The organism is Microbispora sp. H10885, from assembly GCF_014161415.1.
GTDB lineage: Bacteria > Actinomycetota > Actinomycetes > Streptosporangiales > Streptosporangiaceae > Microbispora > Microbispora triticiradicis.
Genome location: NZ_JABBWY010000008.1, coordinates 297,613 through 318,956 on the forward strand (window position 1 = coordinate 297,613; position 21,344 = coordinate 318,956).

The 21,344-nt window shown below is 67.3% G+C and carries 18 protein-coding genes; 11 read left to right on the plus strand and 7 right to left on the minus strand.

Going from position 1 to position 21,344, the window contains the following annotated elements:
• Positions 1-7: 7 nt before the first annotated feature.
• The 11 genes from fxlM (at position 8) to HHX37_RS22730 (ending at position 10,362) form a co-directional block, all read left to right on the plus strand.
• Complete coding sequence (gene fxlM / locus HHX37_RS22680; protein ID WP_182886679.1) at positions 8-1,231, plus strand: methyltransferase, FxLD system; 1,224 nt, start codon at positions 8-10, stop codon at positions 1,229-1,231.
• A gap of 719 nt (positions 1,232-1,950) precedes the next feature.
• Positions 1,951-2,694: a hypothetical protein gene (locus HHX37_RS22685; protein WP_220503060.1), complete on the plus strand. Its 744-nt coding sequence runs from the start codon at positions 1,951-1,953 to the stop codon at positions 2,692-2,694.
• A 666-nt stretch (positions 2,695-3,360) separates the two neighbouring features.
• The gene (locus tag HHX37_RS22690) at positions 3,361-3,759 is read left to right on the plus strand and encodes a hypothetical protein (RefSeq protein WP_182886681.1); all 399 of its coding nucleotides are present in this window, start codon (positions 3,361-3,363) and stop codon (positions 3,757-3,759) included.
• A 39-nt stretch (positions 3,760-3,798) separates the two neighbouring features.
• Entirely contained in the window at positions 3,799-4,227 is a 429-nt protein-coding gene (locus HHX37_RS22695) for a hypothetical protein (RefSeq protein ID WP_182886682.1), read from the plus strand.
• Between the two features lie 8 nt (positions 4,228-4,235).
• Complete coding sequence (locus tag HHX37_RS22700) at positions 4,236-4,541, plus strand: hypothetical protein (RefSeq protein WP_182886683.1); 306 nt, start codon at positions 4,236-4,238, stop codon at positions 4,539-4,541.
• A 71-nt stretch (positions 4,542-4,612) separates the two neighbouring features.
• Positions 4,613-5,695 (plus strand): DUF4192 domain-containing protein, encoded by a 1,083-nt coding sequence (locus HHX37_RS22705; RefSeq protein ID WP_182886684.1) that lies wholly within the window; start codon positions 4,613-4,615, stop codon positions 5,693-5,695.
• The gene (locus HHX37_RS22710) at positions 5,653-7,200 is read left to right on the plus strand and encodes a YifB family Mg chelatase-like AAA ATPase (protein ID WP_310740474.1); all 1,548 of its coding nucleotides are present in this window, start codon (positions 5,653-5,655) and stop codon (positions 7,198-7,200) included. The genes HHX37_RS22705 and HHX37_RS22710 overlap by 43 nt, the downstream gene beginning before the upstream one ends.
• Before the next feature lie 88 nt (positions 7,201-7,288).
• Positions 7,289-7,492 carry a hypothetical protein gene (locus HHX37_RS22715; RefSeq protein WP_182886685.1) on the plus strand — a complete coding sequence of 68 codons (204 nt, stop codon included), beginning with the start codon at positions 7,289-7,291 and terminating at the stop codon, positions 7,490-7,492.
• Between the two features lie 284 nt (positions 7,493-7,776).
• Entirely contained in the window at positions 7,777-8,310 is a 534-nt protein-coding gene (locus HHX37_RS22720; protein ID WP_182886686.1) for a hypothetical protein, read from the plus strand.
• 135 nt (positions 8,311-8,445) lie between these two features.
• Entirely contained in the window at positions 8,446-9,468 is a 1,023-nt protein-coding gene (locus HHX37_RS22725; protein WP_182886687.1) for a DUF932 domain-containing protein, read from the plus strand.
• Positions 9,469-9,876: 408 nt separating this feature from the next.
• Positions 9,877-10,362: a hypothetical protein gene (locus HHX37_RS22730; protein ID WP_182886688.1), complete on the plus strand. Its 486-nt coding sequence runs from the start codon at positions 9,877-9,879 to the stop codon at positions 10,360-10,362.
• A gap of 187 nt (positions 10,363-10,549) precedes the next feature.
• On the opposite strand, the gene HHX37_RS22735 is transcribed toward HHX37_RS22730, so the two are convergent.
• The 7 genes from HHX37_RS22735 to HHX37_RS22765 form a co-directional block, all read right to left on the minus strand.
• A complete protein-coding gene (locus HHX37_RS22735; protein ID WP_220503061.1) occupies positions 10,550-12,880 on the minus strand; it encodes a GmrSD restriction endonuclease domain-containing protein in 2,331 nt (776 codons plus the stop codon).
• 218 nt (positions 12,881-13,098) lie between these two features.
• The gene (locus HHX37_RS22740) at positions 13,099-13,482 is read right to left on the minus strand and encodes a C40 family peptidase (RefSeq protein ID WP_182886690.1); all 384 of its coding nucleotides are present in this window, start codon (positions 13,480-13,482) and stop codon (positions 13,099-13,101) included.
• A 284-nt stretch (positions 13,483-13,766) separates the two neighbouring features.
• Positions 13,767-14,603 carry a replication-relaxation family protein gene (locus HHX37_RS22745; RefSeq protein WP_182886691.1) on the minus strand — a complete coding sequence of 279 codons (837 nt, stop codon included), beginning with the start codon at positions 14,601-14,603 and terminating at the stop codon, positions 13,767-13,769.
• Positions 14,600-16,978 (minus strand): type IV secretory system conjugative DNA transfer family protein, encoded by a 2,379-nt coding sequence (locus HHX37_RS22750; RefSeq protein WP_259406704.1) that lies wholly within the window; start codon positions 16,976-16,978, stop codon positions 14,600-14,602. The genes HHX37_RS22745 and HHX37_RS22750 overlap by 4 nt, the downstream gene beginning before the upstream one ends.
• 5 nt (positions 16,979-16,983) lie before the next feature.
• The gene (locus HHX37_RS22755) at positions 16,984-18,735 is read right to left on the minus strand and encodes a VirB4 family type IV secretion system protein (RefSeq protein ID WP_182886693.1); all 1,752 of its coding nucleotides are present in this window, start codon (positions 18,733-18,735) and stop codon (positions 16,984-16,986) included.
• Positions 18,732-19,667 (minus strand): PrgI family protein, encoded by a 936-nt coding sequence (locus HHX37_RS22760; RefSeq protein ID WP_182886694.1) that lies wholly within the window; start codon positions 19,665-19,667, stop codon positions 18,732-18,734. The genes HHX37_RS22755 and HHX37_RS22760 overlap by 4 nt, the downstream gene beginning before the upstream one ends.
• A complete protein-coding gene (locus HHX37_RS22765) occupies positions 19,664-21,232 on the minus strand; it encodes a proline-rich domain-containing protein (protein ID WP_182886695.1) in 1,569 nt (522 codons plus the stop codon). The genes HHX37_RS22760 and HHX37_RS22765 overlap by 4 nt, the downstream gene beginning before the upstream one ends.
• Positions 21,233-21,344 lie beyond the last annotated feature (112 nt).

The window sequence follows — 21,344 nt, forward strand, 5'->3', positions numbered from 1 at the left end:
CGGGCGAGTGTCCGCCGACGCTCGTTCACCGAAGTCCGCCGATCGCCTTCGTGCCGACCTGGTCACCGCGCTCAGGGAGCACGGATCGATCCGCTCCCTCGAGGTCGCCGCGGCCTTTGAGAAGGTCCCGCGGGAAAGGTTCGCGCCGGAAGCGCCGCTCGACGCCGCCTACTCCGTCTGGGATGTCGTCGTCACCAAACGCGACCCTGACGGCAAGGCGACCAGTTCCATCAGCGCGCCCTGGCTGCAAGCCGAGATGCTGGAGGCCGCCCGGCTGACCCGCGGCACGCGAGTCCTGGAGATCGGCTCCGGCGGCTACAACGCCGCGCTCATCGCCGAAATTGTTGGCCCCGACGGCTTCGTGGTCACTGTGGACATCGATCCCTGGGTCACCGAGCGGGCGGCCCGCTTCCTGGCCGACACCGGATATCCACAGGTCAAGGTCGTTCTCGGCGACGCCGAGCACGCTGCCAACGAGTACGGCCCGTTCGACGCCATCCTCGTGACCGCCGGCGCCTGGGACTGCCCCTGGGGGAGGCTCCTCGCCCCGGAAGGCCGAATGGTGGTCCCCCTACGCTTCGCCACCATCACAAGGTCCATCACCTTCGTCCGCGACGGCGACCGGCTCCGAGGCCTGGACCCCACCGTGTGCGGGTTCATCCCCATGCAAGGGGCCGGGGCGTACAAGGACCAAGAAGCCGTCCTCGCCGATGGAGCCGTCAAGCTGACGATCGAAGGCGGCCCCGGCCTCGACGTCGACGCGCTCGGCTGGGCGCTGGTCGAACCTCGCACCGAGTTGTGGACCGGTGTCGAGGTCGGCAGAGGGGAGCCGTTCAACACTCTAAACTTGTGGCTGGCCACGGTCGAGGACAGGTTCGGCATGATCTGGCAGGACCCAGAACGTGACCGCGATCTCGTCCAGACCGCCGTACGCTGGTACTGCCCAGCTCTCATTACTCGCGACAGCTTCGCCTACCTCACCATTCGCAACGTTCATCGCCCCGATGAGACCGTGGCCGCGGGCTATGAGCTTGGGGTATACGGACATGGCTGCCGCGGCGCCGAACTCGCCCAGCAGCTCCGTGAGCAAATCAAGGTCTGGGATCGCGAGTGGCGCCACCACCACGAGCCGACCTTCAGCCTCTATCCTGCCGAGACCGCAGTGCCGAAACCGGAGGTAGGCCGAATCTTCCCCAAGCGGCACACCCAACTGGTCATGGCCTGGACCTAAGGTCTGCGGCCTGTATGACCCGCAGGGCCTGTGCGCTGGCTATGACGGATGCGGATGTGGCGTGGCTCATGCATCAGTTTCCTGTCCCTCGCGAGGTCAGGCCGATGCTTCTCGTGAGGCTTGCCATTCTAAACCGACAGCGCTCTGCGCCGACTCAAGTCGTGACCGTTCGGATGACCGATGACAGGCCAATGGGCAGCCGATTGAGAGTGGCTGACGGCAGGGTGACGAAATCCCAGGTCAGGGAGGTAAACCCCTAGCCACTCGGCGACCCGACTGACTGGCAACCGTCAGCTATCAGAGGGCCGGCGAGTCGATAGATGAATTATGTTTTTCCTGTTGAATCTCAGGATCGCTGAAGTGCGCATTTTTCAACGTCTTCTGTTTCTGGGACTCAATCTAATCCCGCCTTGATTTGGCTAGAATCTTATCTGCGGCCGGTTCTGTCGCCGATTCCCGGGCTTCTCCTCCGGAATGGAAACTCCTCGCCAGCTGGACATTCTTCGTCCGGTCGGCCCGTCATTAATCAAATACAGTAAAGAAACGCCGAATGTCGTTGAGCTGAGCGCCGTTCTGGGGTTGAATTGAACCGATCAAAGGCAGTAGGAGCGCGAAAAGCGTGCTCCTCACGAAGAGATCGGAGACGGAAGATGTCCAACGGGGCTCCCGGAAAGTGCGTTCCCGCCAACGTCCCCGGGGAGACGCTTACACCGGAAGACATGGCAAGGGTGACGCCGGAAGACTGGGCGGAAATCCGGCGGCTGGCACGCGGCTATTGCCGAACGGTCGACGCGACGCGATCTCGTAAGCGCATGGACGGAAGCGCCACAATAGTCAAGCAGGGACACGCCCCGTACGGTACCGATGACGTGTCGGATGACGTCACGCAGGATGCCCTTCTTCTCTTCGCTCAGCGGATCCGAGACATAATCGCTTCCTGCCGTATGGCTCCTGAAGGCACGGCAGAATCCCCCGCGTGGGTCTACGTCCGGCGCGATGGCGGCGAGATGGCAATCACGCGGACCACCCTGCAGAGGTGGGCGGTTCGCGATGCCGCCGCGCGGAACGGATACCGCATCGATGTTCCTCCGAGCGATGTCGACGCCACACCCGGCGCTCAACTCATGCGTGGATTGCCGCAGGCTGAGAACGTCACAGGGGCGGCCGTAGCTTTCTGCACTGCGCAGAACAGCGCCGTCATCTTCCGTCAGGCGTTCGGGGATGGTCAGGACTTCCCAACCATCACGGATGTGATGGAGGTAGCGGGTCAGGCCGATGATCTGGGCCGTGCGGGGGTCCTGAACAAGGTAGCTCAGAAGCGCTACGGGGGCGCGTACGGCTCTCGCCGGAACGTGATCCGGGTGCGGGATGCCGCACGCGCGGAGTGGCGCGAACTGTCGGAGCGTCTTGACGACGTCAGGAGCGCGATGGTGCACGGCGGAACCAACGGCGTAGAGGACTGACGCAACCCGTTGAGAGGGCCTCAGAGAGCGTTCTGAGGCCCTTTTCCATGCCCCCAGGATGCGCCGCACCCCGTTTCGGAGCCACGAAGTAGCCGGGCAAGTACGGACGCTTGGGCTGTTGTACGTCCCGTATTCAAGTGAGAGCGAAATCCGCCGGTGCGCGTCTGCCGCGTCCGGTGTGATGTTCGCTCTTACGGTGCTGTTCTGCGGCTTGGTTGCTGAGCCGTAGGACGGCAACAGGCCGGAGTTCCTGACCGTTCGCATAGTGCGCGGTGACGTTGGTAAAACGTCGCCGTGCGCGGACGGTCGGGCCGTTCCGGTCACCGTATTTAAGTGAGAACGAAATCCGCCGGTGCGCGTCTGACGCATCCGGCGCGATGTTCGTTCTCACATGTTGTTCTGTGGCTCACGTAGCCGTGCCACAGGGCGGCACGGGGGCCGGAACGGTCGGCCGTCGGTGCGGCGTGCGCGGCAATGCTGCGAAAATGTTGCCGCGCGCGGACGGTCGGGCCGTTCCGGCCCCCGTATTTAAGTGAGAGAAATTCGCGCCGCGAGAGCGCCGGACACGCCGGTATCCGCCATACGTGAACCGCCGTCCTGATTCCCGCATCCGCCGGACCGTACGACAGGCCGCCGGACAGGCGCCGCGAAAAGGGAGGCAATCGTATGGAGGTGAATTCCGCCGGCCCGCCGGGCTGGGCCGTGGGAGACCTGACGGTGTGCGGCGGGGGCCGCGTGATGCGCGTGGCCGCGTTGGGTGAGGTTCGCCCGGACATCGCGACTCTGGTTCCCGCCGCTGATCCCGGCGGTGGGCGTGAGTACGTGGTAACGGTGGCGCTCACGCCGATGCCCAAGGCGGCCGAGGTGATCACCTGTCTGGGCTGTCTGGCCAAGACTCATTTGTGGATCGACGCCACGCACACCAACCGGGCATCCGGCGCGTGTGTGCGGCTGATCCGCTGCTCACGCTGCTTCGTCGATGCCCTCGACTTCCGGGACTGCGAGATCCACGCGGTCAGCTCGACCGTACGACCGCATCACCTGAGCCGCCGTCGCTCGTATTGACGGCCGCCATTCCACCTTTCTGAACCTTTTGGAGTCGCCATGGCGATGACGCATGCCCTGACCCTGCCACCCGGGTGGATCATCAGCTCCCGGCTGGTGCCCGCGTGGCAGATCGACGCGGACCACCTGTTGGAAGTGGAGGCCGCCGGACGCACCGATGAGGGCCGGATCCGGTGGCGTTACCGGCTGTCTCGGCGTCGCCGCACGATCTTCGCCGCGTCCGACATCTGCTCGGGTGTCGGCGCGGTTCTGACGCCCGATGAGCTGCTCGATGCGGCCCGGACGGTCCTGCACTATCTCACCCTGCGACCGGGCGACACCGACGCCGACTATTTCGACTCCTACACCAGGGTTCAGCTGGAGTGGCGCGACCGGTACGCCGAGGAGCTGTCGATCTACGTCATGGACGAGTGGTGCGGCTACTGCGGCGGCGACCACCTCTCGCCCGGCTGCCCGTCTCGCGCCTGAAGCGGGGCATGGTCATGGGACGTTGGTTCGGGCTCTGGTCCGGCGGCAGCGGGTACGGCCCGCCGCAGCCGGATGACCTGGAGGAGTTCTCTTCCCTGGCCGATGCCCGGCGCACGCTAGCCGATCGGCACCGGTACGGCTATTGGCAGCGCTCGCACTTCGCGTTCATGCACCGCGAGGCCGCCGACGTGCTCACGCCATGCGTGGGTGACGACTGCGAAATCACGCTGTACGGCTCGCCCGACGGGCTCGACTACCCCGATCGGCGGATCTTCCTTGGGCCGCGCGGCGGCGTCCGCATCGAACGCTGCTGACTCCGCCTTTCTTCATTCCATCGCCCTCGGCTGACCGCGCCGGGGGTTTCTTTATGTTCAGGAGGACACTCATGACCTCTGGTCTGGATCACAGGGTACGCCTGAGCCGTCCGGCGGACTTCATCGCGATCGTGCCCTACATGCTGGGGTTCCACCCGCAGCGCAGCATCGTCGCGATGGCGTTCGAACCCAGCGCCGACCCTGACAGCGCGGCCCGAGGGTTGCGGTTCAGCATGCGGTTCGACCTGCCGGACAACTCCGAGGACACGCCCGGCCTGGCCCGGCGCTTCGCCGAGTTGCTCACCCGCAACGGCGCCGAGCGGGCGATGCTGATCGGGTACGGGCCCGGGTGGCACGTCACACCCGTGATGGACGCCGTACGCGGCTGCCTGTCGGATGCGGGGATCGACACGATCGACGCCTTGCGGGTGGAGGACGGCCGCTACTGGTCGTACCTGTGCCCCGATCCCGACTGCTGTTCTCCGGACGGCATGCCGTACGACGCGGGGACCAATCCGGCTGCGGCGGCGGCGGTGTTCGCCGGGTACGTCGCCCAGCCTGACCGCGCGGCACTGTCGGCCATGCTCGCCCCGGTGGGAGGGCAGGACCGGGAACAGGTGCGGGCCGCGACGCGCGAGGTCTGTGCTCAGGCGCGCAGTCTGCTCTCCGGTGGGGGCGATCATGACTGGTATCACGAGGGCCTCGACCACGTTGCCACCGCACTGGACCGTACCCAGGCCGGTCAGGAGCTCTCCGCCGACGAGGTCGCCTGGCTCGGCGTGCGGCTCAGTGCGATCTTCGTACGCGACGCGGCCATGACCTTGATCGGCCGATACGACGACGACACCCACATCAGGCTGTGGACCCAACTCACCCGCAGGGTGGAACCGGACTTCGCCGCCCCTCCGGCCGCGCTGCTGGCGTTCCTCGCGCTCCGCACCGGAGACGGGCCGCTGGCGCGCGTCGCCGTGGAACGGGCACTGTCAGCAGATCCCCGCTACAGCCTGGCAGGCCTGATCCGCACCGCCCTGGACTGCGGGCTGCCGCCGGAGGCAGCCGCCGGGATGGACTGCGCGGGCATGGCCGACGAGATCGCCGATAAAGCCGCCCAGTGCCCGGACGGGACCCGCCCGGTGCTGCCGGTGGGCTGGTGAACGGGATGGGCTACGCCTCCACCCGGGCGGTCGCCCTGATCGGCATCACCGCGCACGTGGTCGACGTCGAGGCCGATGCCGCACCAGGCGATGCGCAGGTGCATCTGGTTGGCCTGCCGGAGCTGTCGGTCTGGCCTGCCCGCGCCCGGATCCGGGCCGCGATCCTCAACAGCGCAGCGGCCTGGCCGGACGCGCGGATCACGGTGAGTGTGTCACCGGTGATCCCTGGCTACGCTGCGGCGGCCGATCTTGCGCTGGCCGTAGCGGTGCTGGCCGCCGCGGGTGTGATCCCGGCCCAGCGGATCATGGGGCGGGTGTTCCTTGGTGAGCTGGCGTTGGACGGCGGGATACGCCCGGTCAGAGGCGTCCTGCCGATGGTGGCTGCCGCTGTCCGGGCTGGAATCAGCAGAGTCGTCGTCCCCGCCGAATGCGCGCGGGAGGCGGCGCGGGTGCCCGGCGCCGTGGTGATGCCCGCAACCCGGCTGGCCGACGTCGTCGACCAGCTCCGGCACGGGGTACTCCGCGACCACCACGACCAGGAGCCGGAGCCGGAGCCTGCGCCGTCATCGTCATTCGCCGTCGACCTGGCCGACGTGCCCGGCAACCCGGCGGCCCGCCGCGCGCTGGAGGTCTGCGCGGCGGGCGGGCACCACCTGTTCCTGTCGGGCGACGGCCCGGCCACGATGCTCGCCGAACGCCTTCCGAGCATCCTGCCGCCGCTGAACCATGAGGCCGCCCGGGAGGTCGCCGAGATCTACTCGTTGGCCGGACACTCCGACCGGGCGCCCGGGTTCGCGCCTCCGCTGTCGGCGCCGCATCACACGTCCACGGCTGCAGCGATCTTCGGGAGTGTGGCGGGCAACCGCCCCGGTGCGGTCTCGCTCGCTCACCGCGGCGTGCTGCATCTGGCCGATGCGCCGGAGTTCGTGCGCCCGGTCCTGGACGGGCTGTGCCGGCCGCTGGACAGCGGACAGGTCCACCTCGCGGGGCTGGGCCGGAGTGCCCGTTACCCGGCGCGGTTCACCCTGGTTCTCGGCGCTCGCCCATGCCCCTGCCCAGAAGGGCGGGAAGAGTGTGCCTGCACACCGGAGGCCAGGCGCCGTTACCGGGCACGCCTCGCCCTGCTGCTGTCGCGGGTCGCCGTACGCGCGCCTGTCGAGTGGGGTGATTCCGGGGCGCGGGCGGGTGAGTCGAGTGCGGCGGTGGCCGCGCGGGTGCTCGCAGCGCGGGTACGGGCGGCTCACCGGCTGGCCGAGACACCGTGGCGGACCAACGCCGAGGTGCCCGCGTCAGACCTGCGCACGCGCTTTCCCGTCGCCCCGGAGGCCGCCGAACTGCTCCGATCGGAGGCCAACACCGGGCTCGTGACGGCCGACGGGCTTGCCTGGCTGCTGCGCGTGGCCTGGACACTGGCAGACCTACGCGGCGCCGACCGCCCGCAGCTCGACGACGCGGCGGGCGCCCTCGAGTTGTGGAAGGGGGCAGACGGCGATGGAGCCCGGTGACCGCGTCCTGGTTCGCCCCTTCTTCCATATTCCAGTGCGGCCGTGGTGGACGGAGTCTTACCAATCGCCCTTTTACTACCCGGCTACAGTGACCAAGGTCAACGAGCAGCGCGGACGCGCGCACGTGGAACTGGACGAGTCGCTCTACCCCACACCGTGGCAGGACCGCATCCAGCTCTTCCACATCAGCGACATCCACAGGTACGGCTGCCGCTGCCAAGAGTGCGCCAAGCCAGGCCGGGATATCTACCGATTCCGCGCCGACCAAGAACGCATGCGCAACGAAGAGTAGCCATAAAGCCATTCCCGATCGGCGGGCGCTGTCCCGATTCGGGGAATCAAATCCGCTAAACCTCTTACGCCTGCGCCGAATCAGATTGCAGCGCGTCAAGGCATTGGGGGCGGACGTTCGGGCCGTACCAGCCCCCGTATTTACATGTCAGCAATGAGCGTCTATTCGGTCGAAGTGATGACGCTCGATTGGCTCAATCTGCGCTCTGGGCGGGCCCGCTTTCACTCGTCAATCAATAACGCGAAAGGAGTCCGTGAGTGAACGAATGGGAGATTGAGGAACTGGTGATCGAGGTCGCCGAGCACCTGGACGGCTTCAGCCCTCTGGTGCGGCCCGGTCATCCGGCCTACCTGACGGGACCGGCTGGCGCCCGGCTCGTCGTGCATCCGATCTGGAATCAGCGGGGGCGGATCAGGGTGCTCGGTGTCTACCCCGGCGGCAGCAGAGGAACGCTTCCTGGCCTGCGGCGGCATGAGATCACGGTGACGGCGGCGCGAGGGGCGAAGTTCGTCGCGAAGAGGATCGAGCGCCGCCTACTGCCCGACTACCGGCGAGACCTGCTGGCCTGCCGTGAGCGACTGGCAAAGAGGGCGGCCGAGAACGGCACGCGGGCCGAGATCGTCGAAACCCTGGTCGAGCTGCTGCCGGAAGCCTCGCTCACTGAGAACGAGCGAGAGACCGTCGTCCGGTGGCGCCTGGACGGCGCTTCCGGCTCATTCACCGTGTACGGCGACACCACGAGCGCGATTGAGATTCGCGCGGCCGATCGTGAACTGACCGAACGCATCGCCTACGCCGTACAGCACCGCTCCACGTGACCTCGCCCGAGCTTCGGCGCTCACGCTGGACAGACGGGCAAATCCGGAAAGCTGACTTACCAACAGCATCGACAGCATCGAGGGCACCGGCTACGGCCGGTGCCTTTCTCATTTCCATCGAGGGGGAGAAGGAACATGTCCAAGGAGTCTCTAGAGTGGCTGAACGCCAACACCTTGATCGGCTTCACGGAGAGGCGTGGTACGGCTTGGCATTATCGGGCGAGCATGCAGGGCGAGGAGCCGAACCACTATCCAGGCCCGATTCCTGTGGACGACGTCAAGCGGCGGCTGTTCGGCTGGGAGGCGCTGAGCAGCCCGGTATATGTCGAAGACCCGCGAGGTGGGCTCGCCCAGGTGCCCGGACGGCAGGCCATCCTGCGCAGCGACAACGGCCACGTCATGGGCATCTTCTCCGACGGCTACGAGCCACATCCCTACGTCGAATGGCTGATCAACACCGTCGCCCGGCTCCTGGGCGCCGACCTGTCGATCGGCTCCGCCGGACTACTCAAGGGCGGAGCGGTCGCCTGGGTGTCGGTCGAGGTGCCCGAGAACGTCATCACGCCGGAAGGCGTCGAGTTCCGGCCCCACCTGTTCGGGGCGACGTCCTTTGACGGCTCGCTGGCCACGACGTTCAAGCGAGCGGTGACCAACATCGTCTGTGACAACACGATGGCTGCCGGCCTTGCCGAGCGCGGGCAGCAGGTGAAGATCAAGCACTCTCGGCATTCGAAGTTCCGGCTCGCCGAGGCCCGCGAGGCGCTGCACATCGTGTATGCACTGGCCGACGAATTCTCAACGGCGGTACGCGAACTGTGCCGCGTTGAGGTCACCGAGCGGCAGTGGCAGGCATTCCTGGACGCCCACGCACCGATGCCGCGAGAGCGAGGCCGCAGCCGCACCATGGCGGAAAGTAAGCGAGACGCCCTGGCCAAGCTCTGGAACCACGACCTCCGAGTGGCTCCGTGGCGTGGTACGGCCTGGGGCGTGGTCCAGGCGGTGAACACTTTCACGCACCACGAGCAGAACGTACGCGGCGCCGAGCGAGCTGAGCGAAACATGCTCCGCGCGGTGACGGGCGGCATCGACGATCTCGACCGCGGCACCCTCTGCACGCTGGCCGCCGTGCTGGATCAGCCGCTCGCCATAGCTGTCTGACATCACACTCACACGGCTCCCCGTCCCGCAAGGGGCGAGGAGCCGTACTCAACGGAAGGAGGTTGCGTGTTCCCCAAGCGCTCCCACATGCAAGGGCTGCCAACACCCAGCAAAGATCGTCGGAGCGTCGGCCAAAGCGGGCGCCGCAATCCACGCTCGCGTGAGAAACGGCTTCGGGAGACGGAGCAGCGAGCACTTCGCGCCCGCAGGGCACGTGGTGTGAGCCGTTTCGCAAACCTGCCATCACGGCGGACCAGATTGGCGCCCGCGTCTTCGAGGCGCTGGGGGCCACCAGCCGTCTGAGGTGCCACCGCAACGATAGAGCTTCTCCGGGATCTGCCCCTCGTACGACCGTTTCTGAAACCCTGGTGGACTGTCAACGCCGCGAGCGAGGGGGCCAGAGGCGACATGAACGAGGCGACCGCGCATCTGCTGTTCGACGTGGTGGAGCGTCTGGAGAAGAACATCGTGGCTCGTGAGTGCCCGGCGATCATCGCGCTTGAGGGCGCGCGGAAGCTGACTCTGAGCGATTACGACTACCTGCGCGACAGCTCGACTGCGGCGGCGTTCGAGGCCAGGGCAGCTGAGAAGGCGGCTGAGATCGACGCGGCTCGATGGGTGCTGGCGGTTCCGCAAGTGTGGGTGTTCAAGCCGCCGAGCACGATCGCAGTGCGAGCCGTCTCCAATCACCCTCTGCGGGAAGGTGAGCAAGAAGCCATCACGTGGATGAGCTTCGACCGAGGTGACGGCGTCGACTACGGGCGAGTCGCCTACGCGCGTCGCCCTAGCGGAGAGCCCGTCTTCGAGGAGCCAGAGATTTTCGAGGTTGGGATCCGGCCGAGGAGCGAGATGCCGGGCTTCCTGCTGTTGCAGCGATGTCTGGGAGAAGAGTGAGGGCCGGCTCGCGAAGAACCGGCCCTCCGACCAACTTCAACTCTGTGATCAAAGGCAGATTGAGATCGGTCATCGCGATTCTACGGCCTACCGCGTGTCATCACTGGGATTGGCTCGATGCCCCGCGGACGCCGTGGAAGTCACGTATGGTTCGCGTGCTTCATGTCCGGGATGACCTGGTTCACGACTATTTGAACCATCGATCGTGCTGATACTTGGATGCCTCGGGCCCGTCGAGCTCGTGCGTCGTATTGTTGAGCCGGACAAGGAACACTGCTCCTTTCGCCCCGGTCTTCGTCCTGGTTGTATATACCGGCCCTGAGGCCGGCGCGACGTCGATCCGGGCGACCGTGCGTTCGTCGATGGTGCCGAACGCGACAGTCACGTTGGCCGTCACGGCCTTCCCGAAGGTCTGAATCAGCAGCTGGGTCAGCCACTGCTCCCAGCCGTCGGTGTTTTTCTTGGAGAAGACGGTTAAATCCTCTTCCAGACCCAGCACCGACCCGTCGTCCTGAACACCGACGAGCAGAGTCCCCCCGTGACCGTTCATGAAGCCGGCGATCGTCTTGATCACCGCCCACTCCATCGCCCAGTCCTTCTGCCCGGTCTTCAGGTTCTTGCGGCCGGTCGACTTGAACTCGACGACCTTGCTCTCACCTGCCTTGATCAGCGACTGGATGCCGTGTGCCAGCGCGGCCCCGCCGCGTTGCCCGGCGAACGGGCTGCCCTGACCATCGCTGCGGTTCACCGGCCGGCCGGTCGCATCCTCGATCTGGCGGATCAGCCGTTCATAGCGCGCGTCAAAGACGGCGCTGAAGTCGTCCTGGCGAAGTGCGAGCGGGTCGATGTCGTGGCTGGTGAGGATCGCATCCAGGTCCTGCGGGTCCACCGGAACACCGGTCTCGATCGCGGCCAGATACTTGCTCGGCGCGCTCGCACCCATGTATCCCCAGGTCTTCCCGTCGATGGCGGTCTTGTTGACGATGCAGTTGGCATACGCGCTTTCAATGCCGTTCGCTGCGCACCACTTCTGCGGGAAGATGTGGCGGATGTCGATCGCGTCGGCCGCGTACGCCTTCGCATCGATCGTCTCACCGGTATGGAAGTCGCGACCGCCCCGCTTCATCATGAGTGCGTAGAGACCCTTGTAGGCAGCACTGTTGCGGGTGCGCAACCCCAGCAGTCGTTCAGCCTGGAACTGTGACTCGCGGACCGTGCGCGGTTCCTCGCCGTCGTCCTGAATCCACGCGAGCACGTCCTGCAGGTCGTTGGCGAAGCGGGTGTCAGTGGTGCCGCCGTACAACTCACCGAACACCCCACACCAGTACCACTGACGTAACCTTGCGATCGGCTTCGGCGTGAACGCGGCTTCGCCAAGCAACGTGAGGATCGCCGTCAAGGGAACGAGCTGGGTGCTGTACGGGAGGTCGCGGGCCCGGAAGATGCGCTCACCGTGGAGGAACCGCACCACCCCCTGCAGCGCCTTGGTGACGGCACCGGCCCAGCGGCGGTACTCGCTCAGCGGAAGCGACAGCATGTCCCTGCGCTTGGCCGACACCGCCGGGACGCGGTCACCGCGAACACGTTCGCGAGTACGCTCCTCCCAGCGGCTACGAGTCCAGAGCAGCGTGACGATCTGCAAGAAGGTCGTGGCGTCCAGATCTGCGAGCAGCGGCTCGTCCACCCAGGTCGCCTGCCGGCTCTCCCAGTCGTCGCGCAACCGGAAGTTTTCCGCGGCGTACGTAGCCGTTAGCAGCTCAAAGACCGTCAGCTCGACGCCGCCGGTGTTCACCTTCTCGAAGACCTGGCAGACGGCCTCCTTGGTCGTCTTCTGATGAAGCGCGATCCGCGGAACGCTGTAATGGAGGAACGGCAGGATCAGCGCCTCCTGGAATCTCTTCCAGATCATCACCTGCTCCTGCGGTGGTCCCGCCATCAAATAGGCGACCTGCCAGTCGGTGGTGGCAGCCGAGTCGAGCACGATGTCGAGCGGAAAGAGGCCGGCCTTGCCGGCCCGCACCTGCATCTCGGTCGTGGAGGCGTCGAGTACGACGTCGCCGCGGGCGTTCACCCGTCGCTTGTCAACTGGTAGCGACAGTATGGCGTCATTTCGGTCTGCGTCCGGGTCGATGCATGCATCGATGTCGGCGAAGTACCAACGCTCGATGTCATTCTTCCGGTTATCCCTGGTCGGGACCGGTGCTCCGGACCGGAGCGCCAGGTAGAGCGAGGTCGTGCGCTGCTGTCCGTCGAGCAACAGGTACTTCGGTTCGCTCATCGCCGCCGAACTCGGGACTCCCTCGAGTGGCCGAGGCTGGAATCGCACGTCAGCGTTCCCCGTCTCCAGCGTCATCACGGTGCCGATCGGGAACGAGCGAGAGACCGAGGCCAGCAGACTCACGATGTGGTCGTCGTCCCAGACCCACCCGCGTTGGAAATCGGGTAACTGCAGTACACCCTGGTGTGCTTGATTGAGTAGGTCCGCCAGCGGAATGTCGCCACTTTCGAACGTCTTCACTAGCCCAATTCCTCCCCACAGACACGCTCTCGCGACAGGGTAGACGAAAGCGCCCAGGCGGACGCCACGATTAATACCTCCGGAGGAGCCAGTGCGCACGCACACTGCTTCAGAGACAACCGCTGATGCCATTCACATGCAGCTGACCGGACGTCTGCTGTTGCAAAGCGGCATACCGTCTGAGTCGGAAGAAACGGTCATACCTGCGAAAACTCACGTCACGCGGGCCTGACAGCTCCAGCGAATTCTCGCTCCCGGCTCGGTACGCCTGCCCAGGTGTCGACGCGCACGGTGCTGCCGGTGAACGGCGCGTGGACTATGCGGGTGCCGTCGATCGCGATGCCGACATGGTGGATCGTCGCGGGATTGGCCGGATTGGAGGCGAAGAAGATCAGATCTCCTGGTCTTATCTGGCTTCTGGGCACGTGGACTCCGGCGTTCCACTGCGCGGAGGTGTCGCCGCCGATCCGGGCCCCGGCTCTCGACCAGGCGTATTCGGCCAGGCCGGAGCAGTCGAACCCTCGCGTTCCGGCACCGCGACCAATGCCGAAGCTCGGCCCGGCCGGTCCGCCGCCTCCCCAGGAGTACGGGGTGCCGCGCATGCGCAACGCCGCCTGAACGGCGATTATCCCGCGCTCCGCTCCAGCCCGTGCCTCTGCCGGGATCTCTCCGGGCGATAGTTCCGCGCACAGTCCGGCGGCCGCGGGCGGTGTTTCTCGGGGCTGCGTCGATCTCAGCTCGGACGCTGGGGGGCTGGGGTAGTTACAGACCGCGCTGGCCGAGATGGCCGCATACCGCGCGCCTCCTGCCAGTCCTATTAGGAGGGCAATCCCTGCCACGAGGCTGGCGCCTGCAGCGAGGATCTTCGCCAATGCGGCTTCTTCGATCAAAGGCGCTCCGCTGCGGGCTGAGGCCAGTGCTCAGCGAGTTCGGCCAGGCGCAAGCGTGCTTCTCGGCGGTTATGGGGCAGCCAGATGGGGCCCTGCGGATCAGCCCCGGCGACGGCCGTCGCGCACGGCACCGCGGTTTGAGCCGCGCGGAGCTGGAGTCGGCCATGAAGGCTGGTCTCCCTTCGCCTGGAGGCGGTCAGGAACAGGACGGGGGTTGTGATTCCGGTGGCCGTCGCCAGTGCGGCGTAACCGTGCAGCTTGGCCAGCACCCGGTCGAGGGTCTCGGTGCCAGTGTCGTACTCGAGAAAGAAATCGACGGTGCGGCCGTTCTCGGTCCACCTACCGTAGGCGTCGGGGCGGACGTGCTTGCCCCACTGGGCGGCACAGCGCGCCTCTGGCCACCAGATGTCCAGGCGGCACCCGTGCGCCTGACGGGCGGCGCCGTACAGGCGGGCGAAGACGTCGTTGACGCCGACAGTGTGGGCGAGGCGCTGGCTGTAGGCCACGGCAAGGGCGCGGTCGCGGCGGTAGCCGAACTCGCTCAGGTCGACGCCGTCCTCAGTGGCGAGTACGGCGGCGCCGGGTTCGCCGAGCACGTAGTGCCAGGGGGCGGAACCGACGGGTGGCTTGGGCCGGAAACGGTCGAGTACGCCGATGCGGTGCAGCCTGACCAGGCGGTGCCGTGCGGTGATCGGGTTGTCGAAAGCGATGTGGGTGATCTGGTGGCCGGTCAGGACCTTGTGGGTCCAGACCAGGCGCAGCAGGTGCCGGTCGCGGCTGGTCAGCTGGGTGGCGAGCGAGGCCAGCACGCCGGGAGTGTAGTGCTCGTTCACGTGTTCTCTCCGTTTCTGGGCTGCTGTCGTGGGTCGTCGTGCGGAAGCACTTCGGGCTGGGCGGGGGTCCGGCCGTGGGCTTTGGCGGCGGCGGCGCGGACGCGTCGCGCCAGGTCCGGGTCGGGGGCGGGCAGCGGTCGCGTGCGCAAGGTGAAAGGTGGAGTCTCGGCAGAGCGGACGACCAGGCGGGCGGCAGCCTGGAAGGCGCCGAGGTTGGCGAGGTCATGCCGGGACAGGTACGGGCTGAAGTGGTGCTCGACCTCGCGGGCATCCTCGGGCGAGAGCGAGAAGTAGATCTTGTTACGGGCATCGGAGCTGATCGCCTGGCACAGGTCCCGGGGGAGCTGGGCCAGATGCTGGTGGGCGAGCACCATCGACAGCCGGTAGGCGCGGGCCTCGGCGAGCATGTCCGACAGGGCGTGCGGGAGGTTCAGGAAGTTCTGCGTCTCGTCCACGTACAGCGCGGACGGCGCGCGGCTGCGGCCGAGCCGGGCGCGGTGGGAGGCGGCCTGCCAGACCTGGGCCAGCAGAAGCGAGCCGAGCAGGCGGGCGGTGTCGTCGCCGAGCACGCCTTTGGGCAGCCGGGCGAGCAGGATCTTGCCGTCCAGGACGTCGCCGACGTCGAAGGTGGACTGGGCCGAGCCGAGGATGTCCCGGACGAAAGGACGGAGCAGGAACGCCCGCAGCTTGTTCATGATGGGCGCGGTGACGTGTGCCTGGGCCTGCTCGGACAAGCGCTCGTACCAGTTCCAGAACCCCAGCAGGAAGGGGTCGTTGAGGCGTTCGGTGAGCTGCTTGCGGTAGAGGGGATCGCTGAGCAGCGCTGGGATGTCGGCGAGAGTCCCACCGTTGCGGGAGAGGGTGAGGGCGCAGCCGCGCAGGATGTCGTCGCTGCGTGGGCCCCAGGAATCGGCGTAGATCTTGTGGAAGATGCCGACGAGGTTGTCCACGAGGGTTTCCAGGTCCGGGCCGCTCAGCACGTTGAGTGCTGGCCGGGGCTGGCGGTCGTCCGGGTCGATCAGGGCAATGCGCTCGCCTGCTTCTTCGGGGATGAGACCGAGCAGGTCGGCGACGAGGTCGCCCTTCGCGTCGACGACGGCGACGCCGCGCCCGGCCTGGATGTCGGAAAGGATCATCTGGGCCAGCAGCGTGCTCTTGCCTGTGCCGTTCGGGCCGAGGACGTGCACGTGGTGGCAGGAATCGATCACACGCAGAGCGACCGGCCGCTCGTGACCGGCGTCGGCCAGGCCGAGCACCTTCCCGTTCTGGGCGACCTGCGGTGAAGGAGCCACCGTGTTCGCTCCGGCTCGTTGCAGCCCGGGTACGGCAGGGTCCATTGGCAGATGCGCGAGTGCTGCCAGCTCGGAGACCGACAGGAGGTAGCCGCGTCTGAGTCGACGGGAGGCGAGATGGCGAGCGGGGAGCGGCAGGCGGCGCCGCTCCAGGTGATTGTGTCCGGAGAACAGAGCGGACGCCGAAGCGATCGCATGCGCGCGACCTTTGACGATCTTGCGGCGTGCCTTGCGCGCTGCCCGGTCCTTGCCTTCGTCGCCTTGGACGGCGTAGCGGACGGCGACCTCGTATCGGGGTTGTAGGGCCTTGTCCCTCATGGCGCGGGCCTCGGCGTACTGCTCCAGACGGGCAGCGTGATCCTGCAACCCGTGGTTCGGCTGGTGGTGAGCGCGAGCCGGGCCCGGCGCGAAGAGGTCGAGTCCGGCTCGCAGTAGGAAGACGGGAATGCCGCCGGCACCGCCGGAAAGACGGCGACCGGTGGCGGGCCTGGCGAGGATCTGTACGGCGGCGTGCTGCCAGCCAGGCATGCCCACCGCGGCTCCGAGGAGGGCGCGGAGAGGGTCGTGATCATGGTCGTGCCGGAGCGGCAGCCGCTCACTGCGTGCGATCACCAGGTGCCCGCCCGTGGCCTGCCCGCTGAGCGGTATCGGCGGAGCGGCCTCCACGACTGTGGTGCGGGCGGACGGCCAGGCGGCTTCGATCGCGTGGTCCACCAGGTGCTGAGGGACTCTGCCGGGGACCCACATCCGGATCTGGACTCCGCCGGTGCCGAAGACGTACTCGAAGGCCAGATGCGGCTGGCCGAACAGGATGCGCTTCCAGGCCGGGCGCAGCAGTCCGAGTAGGTTGCCCCACAGTGCCTCGGCACCCGCCATGTCCGCCGTGGGCGGGGCGAAGATCTCCACGCATCGTGCGCCGTTCGTCGCGGCGCGGTGGCGGAGCCGTACGACCAGGACGTGGAGCAGTTCGAGGACGATCGCGGCGACCGAGAGCGCGAGAGCGAGCTGCCAGACGCGGCCGTTTACCCAGGCCAGCAGCCAATCGATGAAGGCTTCGGGATCGTACAGCGGACCCTGAATCATCGTCTTCACAGGTCGTCCTCCGCGTACTCGGCGAGTTCCTGAGGGGAGGAGGTGACCAGGCGGTGTTCCTGCTCGCTGGCCAGGACCTGGAAGGCCACGCGGGACGCGCCGGAGTTCGCTGCCAGCAGGCCGAAGCCGCGCTCGGCGGAGAGCAGGAGGTGGCGTTCGCCGTCGGACAGGCCGAAGGCGTCGCTGACCGCGTCGATGGCCTGGGGAGCCTGCCGAAGCAGAATCTGGGTGGCGGAGTTGGCGATGATCGCCTGTCCGATGTCGGAGCCGAGCAGGTCGGCAGCGTCCTGGGTGACCACCGACAGCCCGGCCCAGTGTTTGCGGGCCGCCTTCGCCATCCGAAGCAGGAACTTGGCGCCCTCGGGGTCCTTCATGAGCAGCCATGCCTCGTCGACCACGACGAGGCGCGGGCGACGGTTGCGCGGGTCGGAGACCCTTCGCCAAACGGCGTCCAAGGTGAGCAGGGTGCCGACGGCCTTGAGCTCCTCGGGCAGGTCCCGGAGGGAGAAGACGACGAGGTGGGAGTCGGGCTGGGTGGTGGTGTGTCCGTCGAAGAGCTGGCGGTGGCTGCCGGTCACGTACGGCGCGAGGCCTGCCGCTATCCCGGCGGCCTTGGGGTCGTCGTCTCTGGTAAGCGCGTTTGCCAGATCGCTCATGAGGGGCGGGCGCTTCTTCCATGTGCGCTGGTCGAAGGTGATCCCGGCCTGCTTGTAGGTGGCGAGGATCGCCCGATCGAGTGCCGCCTTACCGGCGTGGTCCAGCGGCCCGCCGAGCATGACCGCGACCAGCGTGTGCAGGAAAAGCGACCGCCGGGTCAGCGGGTCCCCGTCCCGCCACCCCTCAAGGGGCAGGTCGAACGGGTTGAGCCGGACGTTCGGCGCGCCCAGGTGGAGGTAGGCACCACCGACGGCCGTACACAGGCGGGCGTATTCGTCTTCGGGGTCGATGACCGCGACCTCGACCCCGGCGTAGAGGGATCGCAGCGCTTCCAGCTTGGCCAGATAAGACTTCCCGGCTCCGCTGCTGGCGACGATGGCCGAGTTGTGGTTGGGCTGGGCGAATCGGTCCCAGGCAACCAGGGACGGGCTGGCAGCGTTGGCGCCGTACAGGACGGCGGTCGGTCCCAGTTCGGTGGTCAGGTCCGGGCTGGTGAACGGGAACGCCGCCGCGAGCGCCGGGGTGTCGAAGGTACGGCTGATGGCCAGGTTGTCGAAGGCCAGCGGCAGCGAGGACACCCAGCCCTGAAGCTGTCGGAAGGCGACCTGCCGGGCATCCAGCAACAGCGACGCGGCCAGTGCGCGTACCTGGGCGCACGCCTCGTCCAACTCATCCTGGGTGGCGGCGTGGACGGTGAGATAGATCGAGACGCGGAACAACTTGGCCTGACCGCGCGCGATGCGGGAGGCGAGATCCTGAGCGTCTTCTGCCGCGACCTCCGCTCCGGGATCCAGAAGCCGGCCGTGCTGCTGGTCGCTGCGCAGCCCGGATTCCAGACGCGCGAGCTGCTTGCGCAGCCGGTCGGCGGCGACCTGGGACGGGACCGGATCGACATGAAGCGACACGTCCAGGCGACAGGGATAGGTCAGCAATGGCTCCAGCCAGCCGGGTGTGACCTCCCGCGGGTATCCGCTGATGGCCAGGGTGGCGCACAGACCGCCGCTTACTCGAAGGTCCCGCGGCCGGACCTGGATCGCGTCCGGCCCGAACCTGGTGGCGAGGGCCGTGCGCTTGTGCGGGAACAGCTTCACTGGTGTCCTCCTGTCGTGATGACCTCGTCCGGGGTCGCGAGTTGGTCGGTGGGTAGCGGGCCGGCGGGGTCGAAGCAGGAGGCGAGCAACGCCCGTGTGGCCGGGGCGTCCAGCGGGCGGACGGTGAGTCCGCAGCCCGCCAGCAATCGGGCGGCCTCCTCCAGGCGGCGCAGCGCCCGGGCCGATGCCGCGTCCCGGCCGCCCGCTTCGGCGCAGGGCTCCCGGACGACCAGCAGGACTTGACGGCGCAGCAGGTCGTGCCTGGCCGAAAGGCCGGTGAGGAAGGCCGTGTGCTCGTGTGCGGCGGCCGTCAGCGCGGGATGAGGAAGCGCGCGAGCGTTGTCCACCAAGCTGTTGATCGTCTCGCTGAGGTCCACCGGCGCGGCACGAATGAGGATCTGGACCGGGCCGGACAGTGAGTTGAGCCAGCGGCCGAAACCCGAGACGAGGGCGTCCTGCTCGTCCGATGTCCGAAGGGCGAAGCTGATCGTGGACACCTCCGCCATGGCGGCAACTCCGTCTGGCCCGAGATCGATGAGCCCGTCATCGGCCACCCCTCGCGCGGGAAGGCGCAGCGGTGCTGGCCGGGGAACGGACCTGGCGGCTATCCAGGCGGGAGCCGAAGGAATGCTCTCCGATGCGGAGACCAGATCCTTCCGAGAACGCTGGTGGCGGAGCGCGGCCAGCACGTATCGGTCGAGACTCACACCGTCACGCCGTCCGACCGCCAGCAGGATGCCGGTCAGCGCGATCGGTAGGGCCCCGACGCCGTACATCACCAGAGGCACGTGCTCTCCGAGGAGCATGTAGGCGGCGTACAGCAGGCCCGCGGAGCCGCCGAGGATGGCCACCTGACGGGCGGTGAAGCCGCCGACGATCCGGTCCTCCTGGTCCACATCGGCGGGGATGCGTACCGGCTGCACCCAGCTCATCGGTTGTCACCACCCCCGGACGGGCGGCCATGCCGCTGCGGCCCACGACGGCCAGGGTTCTGGGGGCGGTCGAATCCGCCGGGAGCCGACGCACCGGGTGCTTGGACTGGCCGCCCAGAGGCTGATGGAGTGGATTGGGTGCGGAGCCAGTACATCTGCACCAGCCCTGCCGGGCCGTTGGCGTAGTAGGTGTCGCGCGGGTAGCCGTACACCGGCGTGGTGGGGGGAATCGGGACCGATGGCCGCAGCGGCGTCCGGTACTTGCCCTGACCAGGCGGACCGGACAGGGCATGCTTGACCGGACCGGGCTGCCAGTTGCCAGGATTGCCGGGACGGCGAGCCACCCCGGGCGCGTGGTGGGCCTGGCCGGCACCGCCCCTGGCCACGGAGGCGGTGGTCGCTGTGGTGGCGGCAGCCGTACCGGCGGGACCTGCGGCGAGCGCGGGCAGCGCCCTGCTCGCCATCGCGAAGGTCGCACCCTTGGCCCTGCCTGAACCCCTGCCGCCACGTGCACCTCTGCCGAGGTGCAGAGCGTTCATGACCGGAGAGGTGAGCTTGTAGGCCAAGGCGTACTTGACGATCCGCGTGACCGTTGAGCCGCGGCCGGCGGTTTGGGCGAACACGCGCCGGGAAACCCAGCCCGGAACGCGTACCAGGATGATCAACAGGCACAGGACGAGGACCAGGTTGACGAGCTGCCCGGTCGGCATGAGCCCGAGCAGGAGACGGCCGTCCTGGTTGAAGAAGATCCGTACCGCCATGACCAGCGTGAGCGACTGGGCGACCTGCACGATCAACAGCCCGGTGAAGGCTCGCCACCAGAACCGGGCCAGCCCGTCGGTGTACGGCAGCGCGAGGCAGGCCAGGGCGAGCGGCGCGGCGACCACCAGCAGCACTATCAGCGCGGCCCGCATGACGAACGCGATCAGCAACAGGATCAGCAAAATGACTGCGACCAGCGCGAGCAGAATGTAAAAGATCTCCTGCTGGCCGGGGACGACAACCAGGAGGCGCAGGGTCGCCGCAGCGCGCCTCTCATCGAAGTCCTGGCCGAGCAGCGCGTGTGACAGGGTGTTGGCAAGTTCGATGGCCTTGCCGCAGATGCCGAAGCTGACGTTGACGGCCAAGACCGCGACGAACAGGCGCGGCAGGACCTCTTTGACCGCGTATCGGGTCTGGACCGTCTCATGCCCCATCGCGGCGATCGCACCGATCGTGGCCAGCAGGACGAATCCGGTGTTCGCGATGGCCGCGGTCGCTTTCCACAGGTCGAAGACCCTGCCGTTGCCGGACACGTCCGGGGTCGCCAGCAGTGTCGCGGCTAGCACGTCCAGCAGCGGTTTGATCGCGAGCGCGACCAGATTGGCGAACCAGGAATTGATCTGGCCGTTGACCCAGTCGCCGATGCCGAATCCGAATCCGGGACTGTCGACCGGGATGTCGACTGGTCCGGGCAGCGACGGTGAGGGCGAAGGAGACGGCACTGGAGTGGCGCTCGCGGTTGCCGCCATGGCGGCAACCGACACCGTGACGACGGCCGCCGTGATGACCAGTAGCACGGCCATGCGTGGCAATGAGAGGCGAACGACTGCCGCACCGGCAACGGGCCGAGAAATCGTGGCAGCGCGGAACGAGGCGTCGGGCCGACTGACGTTGGCTGAGCCGGTGACCCTGGGT

Coding starts and splice junctions, on each gene's coding strand:
- HHX37_RS22685 (WP_220503060.1), top strand. CDS start 1,951: ATGGCAAGGGTGACGCCGGAAGACTGGGCGGAAATCCGGCGGCTGGCA.
- HHX37_RS22705 (WP_182886684.1), top strand. CDS start 4,613: ATGACCTCTGGTCTGGATCACAGGGTACGCCTGAGCCGTCCGGCGGAC.
- HHX37_RS22750 (WP_259406704.1), bottom strand. CDS start 16,978: ATGATTCAGGGTCCGCTGTACGATCCCGAAGCCTTCATCGATTGGCTG.
- HHX37_RS22690 (WP_182886681.1), top strand. CDS start 3,361: ATGGAGGTGAATTCCGCCGGCCCGCCGGGCTGGGCCGTGGGAGACCTG.
- HHX37_RS22700 (WP_182886683.1), top strand. CDS start 4,236: ATGGTCATGGGACGTTGGTTCGGGCTCTGGTCCGGCGGCAGCGGGTAC.
- HHX37_RS22695 (WP_182886682.1), top strand. CDS start 3,799: ATGGCGATGACGCATGCCCTGACCCTGCCACCCGGGTGGATCATCAGC.
- HHX37_RS22765 (WP_182886695.1), bottom strand. CDS start 21,232: ATGGCCGTGCTACTGGTCATCACGGCGGCCGTCGTCACGGTGTCGGTT.
- HHX37_RS22730 (WP_182886688.1), top strand. CDS start 9,877: ATGAACGAGGCGACCGCGCATCTGCTGTTCGACGTGGTGGAGCGTCTG.
- HHX37_RS22760 (WP_182886694.1), bottom strand. CDS start 19,667: ATGAGCTGGGTGCAGCCGGTACGCATCCCCGCCGATGTGGACCAGGAG.
- HHX37_RS22725 (WP_182886687.1), top strand. CDS start 8,446: ATGTCCAAGGAGTCTCTAGAGTGGCTGAACGCCAACACCTTGATCGGC.
- HHX37_RS22740 (WP_182886690.1), bottom strand. CDS start 13,482: ATGCGCGGCACCCCGTACTCCTGGGGAGGCGGCGGACCGGCCGGGCCG.